This window comes from Catenibacterium sp. co_0103, assembly GCF_004168205.1.
Taxonomy (GTDB): Bacteria; Bacillota_I; Bacilli_A; order Erysipelotrichales; family Coprobacillaceae; genus Catenibacterium; species Catenibacterium mitsuoka_A.
Genome location: NZ_RCYB01000004.1, coordinates 22,010 through 37,542, shown reverse-complemented (window position 1 = coordinate 37,542; position 15,533 = coordinate 22,010). Strand labels below are relative to the sequence as shown.

Sequence of the window (15,533 nt, the reverse complement as noted above, 5' to 3'; positions counted from 1 at the left end):
ATTATCTAATATCACTTTAATCACTTGTTTCGCTGATATAAATAGACATCTTATGCAGAAACTATATATTCATGAAAATAATTTACTCTATATAAACATTTTTTCTAACATTGATTTCTTTATGTTTTTCAACTTTTCCAGTTTTCGCTGATGAAGGGTGATAAGATTGTCGAGCTGTGACAAATACTCGCCGATTTGATACTGTTCTTGCAAACAAGGTAGCCTAAACTCAATGCTCATTAGGTTTTCTGCGTTTAACTTTGCACGACCACCACCAACCAAAAGTGATTCAATATCTGATTGACTTATGGCAAAGGCAAGAAAACTATTATCAGCTATTCTCGCCTTTCCTTGAAGGACATGAGCGTGATTATTGACCCAAACACGCCCATTTACACATTTTACAGGGTAGTTTTTTAAGTCATTCGCCCCATCTTCTGCAACAAGGACAAATTCTCCATCGTGCGTAAATCCGTCCACATAATCCTGAATTCCGTTGGCACCATAATACGGTGTTGTTCCGTGAACTCGGAGATTTGCTGCAACAGGGATACGCAGATTATCAAAGCGATCAGCAACATCTTGAACCTTACGCTGTTCCCAAGCATCTGTAAATCCACAAAAACGAATTTCTGGAACAACACTACCTTGTTTAGGAAACATTTTTTCAAGCATAGATTTCTTAACATTCATCAACTTCTCAAGCTTTCGCTGATGAAGGGTGATAAGGTTGTCAATATTGTGGAAACAAGCACCAATTTTCTGTTGCTCTTTCATTTTAGGCAAGGAAATAGGTGTCTTTTTACCGCTTTCAATAGTGTATGTTCCTACTGTTCCAATGCCCGCTGACTCGTTAATAAAGTCTTGAATTGCCTTTCCAGAGAAAGAGTAAAGAAAGAAATCTCCATCAATTTTAGTGCCGTTTTGAAACCATATAATATTGCCATCTTTGAAGTACATAGGCTCTGAATTCCTTATTAAATAGGGCACTCCGATTGTTCCTACACCTGTTACAAGTAAGTCTCCAATAGCAACCTTCCCTGATGTCAAACTGTATTCATCATACTTTTCTTTTGAAATATACAGGTAATCGTCAGGCTCTTCGTTTTTTGACGCTGATACAATATCTCTTGCCCTTAAGAACCTAATCCCGCTGTCTGTCCAATCTGACTGGTGAATACGTTTTACGGAAGCGATATTCATTATGTCTCCCAACTTACGCTGTTCCCAATCATCATTATATCCCTTAAATCTGATCTTAGGTTTTCTACTCTTTTCCATACTATTCACCTGAAAGTAGTGATTTTAACTCACTAAGTCCTTTCATATCATATTCATCACCTACTAGATCATCGATCATACTACATAAACTAGCTTCAGTTTCCTTAATTTCTTTCTCTATATCAAAATAAGTAGTCTCATACTTCTTCTGTAATGCTTCAACACTCTTAATAAGTTCATCAACTATTTCAACAGGTAACTTAAATAGATTATCAATAAGACTATCTATCCATTTCTTTGTTAGAAGGTAGTCTACGTGTTCTTTAGAAAGTCCTTCAATAGTTTTCTTTGTTTTCTTTTCCAATGCTTCAGCATCTTTCTTTACCTGAGACTTTAATGACTTCTGTTTTTCTAGAATACTACTTGCTTTACATAAGATATATTCATAACTATCTTCATCAAATGTATGTTCTTCTCTTAAAGTCTTAATATAGTTATTCACTACACTCTTGCTATAAGAACCATTGTTTCCATCCATCTTATTCCAAGCTACTTGAGGATTGTTGTAAACAAAGGATTCTTTATCAGCTTTCTTAGATAGTTCTAGGTAATGCTGTAATGCTTCAATTTCTGGTGAAGTAATCTGTTCCTGAATCTCTTTAACTTTTTTATCTAATTCTTTAGGTACAAAAGCATCTCCTGCTTCATTGAATAGTTCTTCTTCCTTATCATCTTCTGAAATACCTTCAACTAAATCACTTAACTGTGAATCATATTCAGAAATCAAATTATTAGTATGAGTTAAAGCATCTTTGTCTTCTTTTAACAAAGTATTTTGAACAAGGTCAAAAGGAATAATATGACCTACCCATCCTTCCTGTACTTCTTTCTTGTTTTTTACAACCATATTAGGATCTACCTTTGTAATACAAGAAACGCCTTCTGTCTGAATCATTTCTAAATCTGTAGATACTTCATGCCATTCTTCATCAATTAACTGATAAGCCTTATATTTATCAATAAGAGGTACATTAACTAATCTATTAAACACATCTTCAGTAATAATTTCTTCTTCCTTAGTTATCTGGACATTATTAATATCCACAATTAAGTTCTGTTTTAAGAAACCACCAAAAGAATCAAATGCATTCTTAAATTGTTCTTCAAATTCTTTTACATCACTATTTTGTTTAACTGATTCTTTAATATCATCTACTTTTAGTTCAACATACTTACTATTAGTTTCTTTGAATAAAGCTTCTTTAAGATTAGGGAAAACATCCCAATACTCTTTTAATGCATTTATTTCTTCTTTAGGAATTCCTCCATACATAGAAGCATAAATATCCCAATGTTCTGCTTCTTCAGAAGAATCAACATATCTAGGAATATTTAAGTTATAGTCATTGTTTCTAATTTCTTCTCTAGAAACAACTTTTGAATATTTATGAATGCTTCTTCTTTCTCTGACTGTATCTACAATCTTTTTAATGTCGCATGCACGTAACTTATTATTCTTACCTTCCTTCATAAATCCCTTAGAAGCATCAATAATAAGTACATCATCATTATCCTTTTTCTGTTTAAGAACCATGACAATAGTAGGAATACCTGTGCCATAAAAGATATTTGCTGGTAAACCAATGATAGTATCAATATTATTATATTCAATAAGGTTCTTTCTGATTTCACCTTCTTCACCACCACGGAATAAGACACCATGAGGTAATACAATGCTCATAATACCATCAGGCTTTACATGGAATAAATCATGAAGCAAGAATGCGTAATCGGCTTTTCCTTTAGGTGCTACTCCATAACGATTATAACGTGCATCATTTGCTTTATCAGTAGGGTTCCAGTTCTGGCTGTATGGTGGATTAGATACAACAGCATCTACATATAAAGGGTCATATGTTGCATCAGGATTAGTTTCATCAAAATAAGGCCAATCTTCTTCTAAAGTATCTGCATTTCTAGTCACAATATTATCTGGTTTTATACCTCTCATAACTAAATTCATACGAGTTAAGTTATAAGTATTTTCTTTAAGTTCCTGAGCATAATACTTAATATTGTCGCTGTTGTTCATTCTCTTTGCTACGCTGTGACCGATATTAATTAATAATGATCCAGAACCACTTGTAGGGTCATAAATCTTAATACCTTCTCTATCACCTAAATAGTCTGCAATAATTTCAGACATCAATAGAGAAACTTCATGTGGAGTATAGAATTCTCCTGCTTTTTTACCAGCATTAGATGCAAACTTCTCAATTAAATATTCATAAATAAAGCCTAAAACATCATAGTCCTGTTTTTCATCCATTGGGATTTCATTAATTGTTTGAATCAAGCTACTTGCAGTACTTGTCTGACTTTTAGAATCTTTACCTAATTTACTTAAACCTTCCTGCAATGTTCTAAAGATGTTATTAAATACTTTCTTGTGAGATTTAAAAATCAATCTATCAAATGCATTCAAAGCATCTCTTACATTTGAAATATCAAAGTCTTTCTTCTTTCCAATCCATGTTGAAAACAAGTTATTATAATCAATAAAATAACCAATGTTTTTCTGAATAAATTCAACTGTTTCAGTATCTTCTTCTGTTAGTCCTTTAATATCGTCATCAGTAAAGTCATTATCTCTTAAGAACTTTACTTCCTGATGAGACAAATACTTATAAAAGATAAAACCTAAAATAAAGTCTTTATACTCATTCGCCTCAATTGTGGAACGCATATCATTTGCGGTTTTCCATATTTTGTTTGCTAACTCCTGTTTATTCATTTCTGACAACCTTCCTTTTTCTATCTAACATTAATATCATATCACAATTACATTCTGGTTTATTCACCTTTATATTTTTTATTATACACTTCATTAATAAACACATACTTTTTTAAGCTCTTGACAACTCCTATTTTTATACGTCATTAAAAATAATTTCATTTTTTTGTTTGATTTACTAGTTCAAGGCATAAAAAAAAGATCACCTACGGTGATCATGGTAAGGAAATCGGATTTTGGTATGAGCTATTCCCTTACCCATCCATTACTATACACTACTTTTGTATTTTATGCACCAATTTGCAGTTTTAGAAAATGCTATTAAAAAAAGAGATTTAGTGGTATACCACTAAATCCCCTTTCTGTATAAACTATAGCTATATCCAAAACATAATAAACTAGATATAAGTATAATACCTAAACCAATAAACATATAACCTAACATACTAAAAATAATATACAACATTCCACTCAATACAAACACATAACCAGAAAATCTATGTGTACGTGACCAGTTCTCATCACTATTTAATGCCCATGAAGTACGAATACCTATAGTATAGTTTCTTATTATTTTAGGTAAGTAATTACCTAAAATAATAAAGATGAAGCCTATTAATATATTCATAATAAATGTCATATCAAAACGATAGCCTAGACTATATGTAATAATAAGTAGAGTGACCATCAAACATATAACTGGGCAGATCATTAATATGATTCTTAATCCTACTTCTGGTATATTACTCTTTTTAGGATCCTTAAATGTCATGAAGGTACAGAATATATGAAGCAATAACATAAACGCCCACACACCATATAAACCTAAGAACTTATTCATATACCCATCAGGTGTACCATGAAAATCAAAGTGTGTTGCAACTTGTGCAGGTAACTTATTATAAGTCACTAATATACATACAAGTGGCAACAGAAATAATACCAAACTAAACTTAAACCATTTATTCTTCAACATCATCATTTCCTCCTAAAAAAGACTTAAAATACAACAACATTTCTTCAAACACAGTCGCATTAATTTCGTAATAAATATAATTCTTATCTTTTTCTTCTCTTACTAAGTCTGCAGATTTTAATATCGATAAATGATATGAGACAGTGGCCTGTGTCATATCAAATTGTGCAGCGATATCTCCTGCAGACATCCTTCCTTTCTTTAATAAGTTAAGAATATCTCTTCTTACTGGTGCACTGAGTGCTTTAAATGTTTTCTCAAACATATGTTCACCACCTATTTAGATAACTTTCTAAATAGATTATACAATAAATACCAAGAAATGCAATACCTATTTAGAAATATTTCTAAATAGGTATTGCAAGAAAAGAGGCCTAAGCCTCTTTAATGAATGGATCTCTCCAGAATACGATTAATAGATAGATTGTCATAACGACCCAGATGACTGGTTCACAGAAGATGACAGCCATATATTTAAAGACTGGAATAAGTGCGAATACGAAGATAATCTTACCGACTAATTCAATAATACTAGATACAAGTGGTAACATCTTCTGTCCAATACCTTGCAAAGCAAATCTTGTCTGCATTAATATACCTAATACTGCATAGTTAGGAGCTACGATACGTAAATAAAGTGAACCATTGTATAGGACTGTCTTGTCTGTTGTACCAGAAATCCATGTTACAAGTGTAGGGGCACTTAATAATAGAATAACGGTTGCGATTGCGGCCACAACAATATCATAGATATACATCTGTTTCATACCTTTGCGAATGCGTGATACATTTTCTGCGCCTTTGTTTTGAGATACAAATGTACTTGCTGCTTGAGCCATGGCAGTAAATGGCATATTAAAGAACATATAAAGTTTTCTTGCAGCCGTATGACCTGCAATGATTTGTTTGCTTCCTAAACCATTGATACCTGACTGCAAGATAACTGAACCGGCATTAACGATCGCACTCATAACAGCCATAGAATATCCCTGTCCTAATAGTTCTTTGTAAAGAGCTGCATCAAATTTAAAATGTCTCTTTTCTGGTACGAGTAATGGGACATTCTTAAAGATATAAATCAAACAGAATACGACTGATACACCCTGAGCAATAACTGTCGCAACTGCTGCTCCTCTAACACCCATATGAAGCTGTGTGATAAAGAATAAGTCTAAACCGATATTTAATACTGATGATATGATTAAGAACACTAAAGGCATTAAACTATTCCCTATAGCACGTAATAACCCTGCACATAGATTATAGGCAAACATAACGACTAAGAATTGTACAATCACAATAATATAGCTGTAAGCTTCATTTAGTAAGTCCGGTGATACATTGATTGCAATAAGTAATGGTTTGATTCCAACAGAGGCAATAATAGTAATCACAATAGAAGATATAATACCAATCACAAAACTAGCTGCAACTGATTTCTTTAAGAGTTCTTCATCTCCTGAACCATAGCTTCTTGCAGTGACAATAGATAACCCATTCCCAATACCTAACGCAAAACCTACTAATAAGTCATAGACCGCTGCACATGAACCAATGGCAGAAAGTGATGTCATTCCTAAAGTATTTCCTACAATGGCAGTATCCATTGTGTTATAGAATTGTTGGAAGATGTTTGATATAAGAATTGGAATCATAAAGATAACTAAACTCTTAAATATTGAACCCTCCAGCATATTGACTGATGTTTTCTTTTTATCCACTATAATTTCTCCCTTCTTTTTCTGTGTTATTCTAACACAAATTAATATTTATAATTCATAACTCACAAATTATGAAAACACTTTAACACTCGGTAGTACCTCTCGGTCAAGTGTTTATGTTAGAATAATAAAGGTGATATATATGAAAACAATAAAATTATATGATGAAATGCCTTATAGTACAGATTTCAAGGCAACAGTAGTAGAAGTAAATAAGAATGAAATCATTCTTGACCAGACACTTTTCTTTCCTGAGGAAGGTGGTCAGGAATGTGATCTAGGGACTATTAATGATATTCCTGTTAAGGATGTACAGATTAAGAATGATGTGATTATCCACTATGTAAAGAAGCATCACTTACAGGTAGGAGATACAATAGAAGGTCATATTGACTGGAAGAGACGTTATTCTTTTATGCAGAATCATACGGGAGAACATCTTCTTTCTGGTATTGTGCATAGTTTATATGGTTATGATAATGTGAGTTTCCATCTAAATAGTGAAGAAGGACAAGTAGAATATGATGGTGATATCAAGGATATTGATTTAATAGAAGAGAAAGTGAATCAAGCTATCTATGAGAATAAAGAGATTCATTGTTTCTATCCTGATGATTTAGAGAGCATCTCTTATCGTTCTAAGAAAGAGATTGAAGGTAAAGTACGTATTGTAGAGATCAAAGATTATGATATATGTGCATGTTGTGCACCCCATGTAAAAAGAACAGGTGAATTAGGCGTATTCAAGATCATCAAAGTAATTCATACAACTCGAGGAACACGTTTTATATTCTTATTTGGTGAACGTGCTTATCATCGTTTTAAGGATGATTTTGATCATCTTGAATCACTTTATCATCTTTTCTCTTCCAACAATCAAACACTTGTAAAACAAGTCAATAAGATGTATGAAGAAAAAACAGCTTTAGAAGTCAAATATGCACAACTAGAGAAAGAACATATGATTTCTTTATGTGATCATGCTTATTTATTTGTAGAAGACTGTTTACCTATAAATCAAAGAGAAGTGACTAATCACCTCGTCCATGTTTATAGTACAGGTGGTGTATTTGTAGGAAATGATGAGAAAGGTTATCGTTATGTCATAGGTTCTACATCAAATGCATTAGATATATTAACACAATTAAAAAGCCTTAAAAGCAAAGGTGGAGGATCAAAAGAGATGATCCAGGGATTTACCCCTGCTTCTAAGACTGAATTGCTTAAAGCCCTCTCTTAGGGCTTTTTATAATACTTCATTAAAGCTTGTGTACCTAAGTCACCATAGCCTTCTTTTTCTAATTCCTGATAGTTTCTTAATACTGTTTCTAATACATTAAGTGTAATGTCTGATTCTTTGGCTTCTTCATCAGCAAGTTTCATATCTTTAATAAAGTGTTTCATAAAGAATCCTGGTTGATAATCAGCCTTTAAAATCTTAGGTCCAAAAGCATCTAACTGATGACTTCCTGCCGCACCGGTAGACACAGACTTTAATAAAACATCTAAATCCAAACCTTTACTAGATGCATATGTGAGTGCTTCACATACACCAGATAATGCCCCTGCAATCATGATCTGATTGGCCATCTTTGCATGCTGTCCTGAACCACTAGGACCCTGATAATTAATATTAGTACCCATAGCTTCAAATAAAGGAAGACATGCTTCATAATCTTCTTTGTCTCCTCCTACAAGAATAGAAAGAGTCGCATTCTTTGCGCCTGTATCTCCACCAGTGACTGGTGCATCTAATACATGGAGATTTCTCTTTTTACCTTCTTCATATATTCTTTGATCAAGTGTAGGTGATGTAGTTGTCATATCAATAAGATATGTACCTTCCTTTACTGAATCTAGAATGTTGTTGTTATTAAAATAAACTTCTTCTACATCCTGTGGAAAACCTACAATAGTCATGACTGCATCTACATCTTTCACGCAATCATGAATAGTAGAATGAAGTGTCGCACCCTTTTCTACTAAAGATGTCACCTTTTCTGGATGTCTTGCATAAATATGCATTTCATAACCTGCATCCATTAAATGACCTGCCATAGGCAACCCCATAATACCTAAACCAATAAATCCAATCTTTTTCATTTTATATCTCCTCCTCTATATATTAATCAATAATCCATCTTCATTTTCAATCATCTTCTGTATTGTCTTCATGACCCCATCATGATCATTATCTTCTTGAGTCACAAAACGTGCTTTACTTTGTATAAAGTGATCTGCATTCTTCATCGCAAAACTATAATAAGCATGTGTGAACATCGATAGATCATTATCAGCATCCCCAAATACCATTGTTTCTTCTTCTGATATACTTAATGTCTTTTGTAAGAAGACAACACTATCTGCTTTAGATTGTCCCTTCTTATTAATATCAATCCAACAGTCTCCTGATGGCTTCACTTCAAAACCTTTAATACGAGACAAAGGACCTTCCAAACAATTCTTCACTGGATCCATAGGGTCACAGACTGTAATTTTAAATATATCATCATCAATATCTTCTATTGTATCTACATAAGTAATATTAAAGTGACTTGTATGCTTACTTATAAGTTCCTTATCTTTATTGAATGCATACATAGCCTTCTTACCACTTAACATAGGAGCCGTGCCTTTAAGCTTATTCACATAGTTTGTAAGCTTACATACATCTTCCTGGTTCATATAGTCTGCAAATAACGTATCTCCGTCATGTTATATATAGCCACCATTTTCAGCCATAAGGTAGATAGTTTTATTTCCTTTAAAATACTTTCTCACTTCTCCCATCTGTCTTCCGGATGAAATCGCAAAAATGATATTTCTATCATACAATTCCTTATATATTTGATTAAAATATGGAGGTAAATTCTTCTGATTATCCAACAAAGTACCGTCCATATCACAAATAATCATCTTAATTTGTGTAAAATTCATACTTTTCACCTCAAAATGCATTATATCACTATTTTCGCACTAGACCAAAAAGTTAGGTTATGTTAATATGTGGGCGGTGATGAAAAAATGTCTAAATATCAAGAAGTAGTGGAAGATATTATCCACAAAATTGAAAAAAATGAATATACTGATAAGCTACCAACAGAAGATCAGTTAATTGAACAGTATCAAGTAAGCAGAAATACAATTAGAAATGCGATCCGTACTTTAAAGAAACAAGGTACTCTATTCTCTATTCAGGGAAGTGGTGTATTTGTACGTCATACAAGAGATGATGATTCTTTATGGATGAATGGTTCTTGTGGTATTACTGAGAATGCCCCACGTCATAAGATTACTACTGATGTCAAGGGATTCCATATTATGATGGCTGGAGAAGAACTATCAAAACGTATGCAATGTGAACTCACTACACCTATCTATTATATTGAAAGAGTAAGAAAGATGGATGGTGTTCCAATGGCTATTGAATATACTTACTATAATAAGGATCTTGTTCCTTCACTTGATCGTCGTATTGCAAGTCAGTCAATCTATAGTTATATTAAGAATGATTTAAAGTTAAGTATTGGTTTTGCAGATAAGTATTTCCATGTTAAACAGTTAAGTGCACAGGAAGCTTCTATTCTAGGATTAGAAGAAGGTAGTCCAGCATTAGAAGTAGAAGATTATGTACATCTTTCTAATGGACAGTTATTTAATGTATCACGTATTGTGTATAACTATAAGACAACTAATTTCTATGCATCTAATGTAGACTAAGAAAAAAAAAAACCTCGCAGGGTTCTTTTTTTTCTTATCTAGAGGCAACATGCAGTGAGGAACAATCCGGATTATATATTCGCAGTATTTAGGAATGACAATAAGTTGATAGGCATTAATTGAGAAATGGTTTTATAATATTTGTCCTTCTGCAATTTTAAGCAGTCATTTATTTGCGTTCTAGATTCTATGGGTATTATAGTACGTATGCGCTTGCATTTCAATATTAATACCAATGATTTTTATATATTTTTTAATTTCAGCAATGAATAAAGAAAGTTTTTAATATGAAATGATTGATTTTTATCATTATCATGATATAGATTTGTATCCTGCAGACTTCATTGAATATACCTCTTATGATCATCCAGGTATGTATCATCGTATTAAGCATATCCAAGAAGAAATTATCAAAAGAAAGCCGTAAAGGCTTTCTTTTTATTATGCTATTTCGCTTTAATGAAGGTATATTATGTTATTTTTCGTATATTCATAAATTTAAAAATATTTTACAACTTTATTAACAATTTTTCTTTACAATGATAAAAATATTTTGTAATATAGTTTCACTTATATAGGAGGTGTGTGCATGAACAAAGGTTTATATGATTCATCTTTTGAACATGATAACTGTGGTATTGGTGCAGTTGTTAATATCAAAGGTGTAAAAACGCATATGACAGTATCAAATGCGTTAAAGATTGTAGAACAGTTAGAGCATAGAGCAGGTAAGGATGCAAAGGGAGAAACAGGTGATGGTGTTGGTATCCTCACACAGATTCCTTATACATTCTTTAAGAAGAGTGTAAAGGATTTCCAGTTACCTAAGGAAGGTCATTATGGTGTAGGTCAGTTCTTCTTCCCTATGAATGAACTAGAAAGACATCAAGCAATGACTATGTTTGAAAAGATTATTACTAAGGAAGGTATGACTTTCCTTGGATGGAGAAAGGTAGAAACACATAAAGAGGTATTAGGTACTAAAGCGATTGATGCAATGCCTTATATTATGCAGGGCTTTGTAAAGAAACCTGATGATTGTGAAGCAGGTCTTCCTTTTGATCGTCTTCTTTATCAAGCAAGAAGAATTTTTGAACAGAGTAATGAAAATACTTATGTATGTTCATTATCTAGCCGTACTATTGTATATAAAGGTATGTTCCTTGTAGGACAGTTAAGAAGTTTCTTTAGTGATTTACAGGATGAAGATTATAAGAGTGCGATTGCATTAGTACATTCTCGTTTCTCTACTAATACAAATCCATCATGGCAAAGAGCACATCCAAACCGCTTTATTGTCCACAATGGTGAAATTAATACAATTAGAGGTAATGCGAACAACATGCTTTCTCGTGAAGAAAACATGAAATGTGATGTATTAGATACAGAAAAGGTATTCCCTGTTGTAGATGTAAATGGTTCAGATTCTGCAATGTTAGATAACACATTAGAATTCTTAGTTATGAGTGGTATGGAACTTCCTCGTGCTGTTATGATGTGTATTCCAGAACCATGGGAAAACAATCCTTCTATGTCTAAAAAGAAGAAAGATTTCTATGCTTATAACGCTACAGTCATGGAACCTTGGGATGGTCCAGCTTCTATTTTATTCTCTGATGGTGAATTAATGGGTGCTGTACTTGATAGAAATGGTTTAAGACCTTCTCGCTACTATATTACTAAAGACTCTTATTTAATCTTGTCTTCTGAAGTAGGTTCTTTAGATGTTCCTACAGAAGATATTGTGGTTAAGGATCGTTTACGTCCTGGTAAGATGCTTCTTGTAGATACTAAGAAGGGCGTTCTTATTAATGATGACGAATTAAAGGACTATTATGCACAAAAGGAACCTTATGGTGAATGGCTTGATTCACATCTCACATACTTAAAGGATTTAAAGATTCCTAATGAAAGAGTAGAAGTCATTAGTGATGAAAAGCTAGAAACATTACAGACTGCTTTTGGTTATAAGTATGAAGATATTAAAGACTATATTATTCCAATGGCTACTAATGGTAATGAACCTATTATCGCTATGGGTAATGATGCCCCTCTTGCGGCAATGAGCACTATGCATCAGCCACTCTTTAATTACTTTAAACAGTTATTTGCCCAGGTCACTAACCCTCCTATCGATTCTATTCGTGAAGAGATTGTCACATCTACTTCATTAGATATTGGTACTGAAGGAAATATCTTAAATGATTCACCTGATAACTGTCGTTTATTACATATTCATAATCCTATTCTTACAAACACAGATATTCTTAAGTTAAAACATCTTCATACAGATGATTTTGAAAGTGAAACTATTTCTACACTTTATTATAAGAATACATCTCTTAAGAAAGCTTTAGATCATCTCTTTATTGAAGTAGATAAAGCATATCATCGTGGTGCAAACATTATTATTCTTTCAGACCGTGGTGTAGATGATAACCATTGTGCTATTCCAGCATTACTTGCAGTCGCAAGTGTTAACTCTTATTTAGTATGTACTAAGAAGAGAATGAAGATGGCTTTAATTATTGAATCTGGTGAAACAAGAGAAGTACATCATTTTGCGACATTACTTGGTTATGGTGCAAGTGCTATTAATGCCTATCTTGTTCAGGATACAATTCATCAGGCTGTAGAAGATGGTTTATTAGAAAAGGATTACTATGCTGCAGTAGAAGATTATAATCATGCTGTACTTTCTGGTATTGTTAAGATTGCTTCTAAGATGGGTATTTCTACTTTACAGTCTTATCGTGGTTCTCAGAACTTTGAAGCCATTGGTATTTCTAAAGAAGTTATTGATACATACTTCCCTCATACAGTAAGTAGAGTTGAAGGTATTACTTTAAAGGATATTGAAGCTGATATAAATGCATTACATAATCAGGCTTTTGATCCTCTTGGATATGATGTAAATCCTACACTTGATTCTGGAGGATTCCATAAAGAAAGAAGTCATAAAGAAAACCATCTTTATAACCCTAAGACAATTCACTTATTACAGCAGGCCACACGTTTAGGTGATTATAAGTTATTTAAGGAATTCTCTGAAACTATTGGTCAGGAAGAAGAAGGTATTAACTTACGTGGTTTATTAGACTTCGACTTCAGTAAGAGAAAACCTATTCCTCTAGAAGAGGTGGAACCTGTAGAAAACATTGTGAAACGTTTTAAGACAGGTGCTATGAGTTATGGTTCTATTTCAAAAGAAGCGCATGAAACAATGGCTATCGCAATGAATAGATTACATGGTAAGAGTAACTCAGGTGAAGGTGGAGAAGATGCAGAACGTTTTGTCACTCGCCCTAATGGTGATTCAACATGTTCAGCTATTAAACAGGTAGCAAGTGGTCGTTTTGGTGTCACAAGTGAATACTTATGTTCTGCTAGTGAAATTCAGATCAAGATGGCTCAGGGTGCAAAACCTGGTGAAGGTGGACACTTACCAGCAGGTAAGGTTTATCCTTGGATTGCGAAGACTCGTCATAGTACTCCAGGTGTATCACTTATTTCACCACCACCTCATCATGATATTTATTCAATTGAAGACTTAGCTCAGTTAATCTATGACTTAAAGAATGCGAATGAAGAAGCACGTATTAGTGTTAAGTTAGTATCTGAAGCAGGTGTTGGTACTATTGCCTCAGGTGTTGCGAAAGCGGGTGCTCAGGTTATTCTTATTTCTGGTTATGATGGTGGTACTGGTGCAGCACCTAGAAACTCAGTTTATAGTGCAGGTCTTCCTTGGGAATTAGGTCTTGCGGAAGCACATCAGACATTAATCATGAATGATTTAAGAGATCGTGTCGTAATCGAAACAGATGGTAAATTATTAACTGGTAGAGATCTTGCGATTGCATGTTTACTTGGTGCAGAAGAATATGGTTTTGCGACAGCACCACTTATTACTATGGGATGCGTTATGATGCGTGTATGTAACTTAGATACATGTCCTGTAGGTGTTGCAACTCAGAACCCTATCTTACGTAAGAGATTTACAGGTAAACCTGAATATGTAGTAAACTTCATGAAGTTTGTTGCTGAAGAAATGCGTGAATACATGGCTCAGCTAGGATTTAAAACAATCGATGAAATGGTTGGTCATACTGACTTATTAAAGAAGAAGGATATTGCAGATCAGTATCATATAGACTTATCTAAGATCTTAGATAGCACATATGCAAACGATGCACATAACTGCTTTAATCCAGCTCATGTATATGACTTCAAATTAAATGAAGTACTTGATACAAAGGTATTATTAAAGGCATTAGAACAGGCATCTCAGTCTCATAAGAAGACAGAAGTTTCTGTAGAAGTGTCTAATACAGACCGTTCATTTGGTACTATTCTTGGTTCTCATATCACTAAGGCTTTAGGTAATTTTGTAGAAGATGACTTTATTACAGTACATGCATTTGGTGCAGGTGGTCAGAGCTTTGGTGCCTTTATTCCTAAGGGATTAACTCTTGAGTTAACAGGTGATTCTAATGACTACTTAGGTAAAGGTTTATCTGGTGGTAAGATTATTGTGAAGACACCTCATGAAGCTACATTCAAAGCTGAAGACAATATTATTATTGGTAACGTTGCTTTATATGGTGCAACAAGTGGTGAAGCTTATATCAATGGTGTTGCTGGTGAACGTTTCTGTGTAAGAAACTCCGGTGCTAAGGCTGTTGTAGAAGGTGTCGGTGACCATGCATTAGAATATATGACAGGTGGTTTAGTTGTTATTTTAGGTGAAACAGGTAGAAATGTTGCTGCTGGTATGAGTGGTGGTATTGCGTATATCTATGATCCAAATAATGATTTATATGAAAAACTAAATGGTGCACTTGTAGAATATTCTGAAGTCAACAAGCCATATGATATTAAGACAGTAAGAGAATTAATTGAAAATCATTATAAGTGTACTGGTTCAGAGAAAGCCAAGATGTTCTTAGATGATTTCAAGACATATATTGGTAAGTTTAAGAAGATCATTCCACATGATTATAAGAAGATGATGGATCTGATTGCTTATTATCAGTCACAGGGTCTAGATGAAGATCAGGCTAAGGTAGAAGCATTTAATGCAGCTATGAAAGGAGGAAAATAG

The 15,533-nt window shown here is 33.4% G+C and carries 10 protein-coding genes and 1 pseudogene; 4 read left to right on the top strand and 7 right to left on the bottom strand.

What is annotated here, in order from left to right; all coding sequences use genetic code 11:
• Positions 1–87 precede the first annotated feature (87 nt).
• From EAI80_RS01410 to EAI80_RS01390, 5 genes are all read right to left on the bottom strand, one after another.
• Positions 88–1,281 carry a restriction endonuclease subunit S gene (locus EAI80_RS01410; RefSeq protein ID WP_129980667.1) on the bottom strand — a complete coding sequence of 398 codons (1,194 nt, stop codon included), beginning with the start codon at positions 1,279–1,281 and terminating at the stop codon, positions 88–90.
• A 1-nt stretch (position 1,282) separates the two neighbouring features.
• Complete coding sequence (locus tag EAI80_RS01405; RefSeq protein WP_129980666.1) at positions 1,283–4,015, bottom strand: type I restriction-modification system subunit M; 2,733 nt, start codon at positions 4,013–4,015, stop codon at positions 1,283–1,285.
• A gap of 349 nt (positions 4,016–4,364) precedes the next feature.
• Positions 4,365–4,991 (bottom strand): SdpI family protein, encoded by a 627-nt coding sequence (locus tag EAI80_RS01400; protein ID WP_238634337.1) that lies wholly within the window; start codon positions 4,989–4,991, stop codon positions 4,365–4,367.
• Positions 4,978–5,256 carry an autorepressor SdpR family transcription factor gene (locus EAI80_RS01395; RefSeq protein ID WP_006506773.1) on the bottom strand — a complete coding sequence of 93 codons (279 nt, stop codon included), beginning with the start codon at positions 5,254–5,256 and terminating at the stop codon, positions 4,978–4,980. The genes EAI80_RS01400 and EAI80_RS01395 overlap by 14 nt, the downstream gene beginning before the upstream one ends.
• A gap of 109 nt (positions 5,257–5,365) precedes the next feature.
• Complete coding sequence (locus EAI80_RS01390; protein WP_238634335.1) at positions 5,366–6,712, bottom strand: MATE family efflux transporter; 1,347 nt, start codon at positions 6,710–6,712, stop codon at positions 5,366–5,368.
• Between the two features lie 142 nt (positions 6,713–6,854).
• On the opposite strand from EAI80_RS01390, the gene EAI80_RS01385 reads away from it, so the two are divergent.
• Positions 6,855–7,952: an alanyl-tRNA editing protein gene (locus EAI80_RS01385; RefSeq protein ID WP_129980664.1), complete on the top strand. Its 1,098-nt coding sequence runs from the start codon at positions 6,855–6,857 to the stop codon at positions 7,950–7,952.
• Here EAI80_RS01385 and EAI80_RS01380 read toward each other — a convergent pair.
• Positions 7,949–8,815: an NAD(P)-dependent oxidoreductase gene (locus tag EAI80_RS01380; protein WP_129980663.1), complete on the bottom strand. Its 867-nt coding sequence runs from the start codon at positions 8,813–8,815 to the stop codon at positions 7,949–7,951. The two genes, EAI80_RS01385 and EAI80_RS01380, sit on opposite strands and share 4 nt — an antisense overlap.
• Before the next feature lie 15 nt (positions 8,816–8,830).
• Positions 8,831–9,628: pseudogene (locus tag EAI80_RS01375) on the bottom strand (HAD family hydrolase).
• 108 nt (positions 9,629–9,736) lie between these two features.
• On the opposite strand from EAI80_RS01375, the gene EAI80_RS01365 reads away from it, so the two are divergent.
• The 3 genes from EAI80_RS01365 (at position 9,737) to gltB (ending at position 15,533) form a co-directional block, all read left to right on the top strand.
• Positions 9,737–10,432 carry a GntR family transcriptional regulator gene (locus EAI80_RS01365; protein ID WP_129980660.1) on the top strand — a complete coding sequence of 232 codons (696 nt, stop codon included), beginning with the start codon at positions 9,737–9,739 and terminating at the stop codon, positions 10,430–10,432.
• 292 nt (positions 10,433–10,724) lie between these two features.
• Entirely contained in the window at positions 10,725–10,859 is a 135-nt protein-coding gene (locus EAI80_RS13925; RefSeq protein ID WP_255452541.1) for a hypothetical protein, read from the top strand.
• 162 nt (positions 10,860–11,021) lie between these two features.
• On the top strand, positions 11,022–15,533 hold the full coding sequence (gltB, locus tag EAI80_RS01360) for a glutamate synthase large subunit (protein ID WP_129980659.1): 4,512 nt from the start codon (positions 11,022–11,024) through the stop codon (positions 15,531–15,533).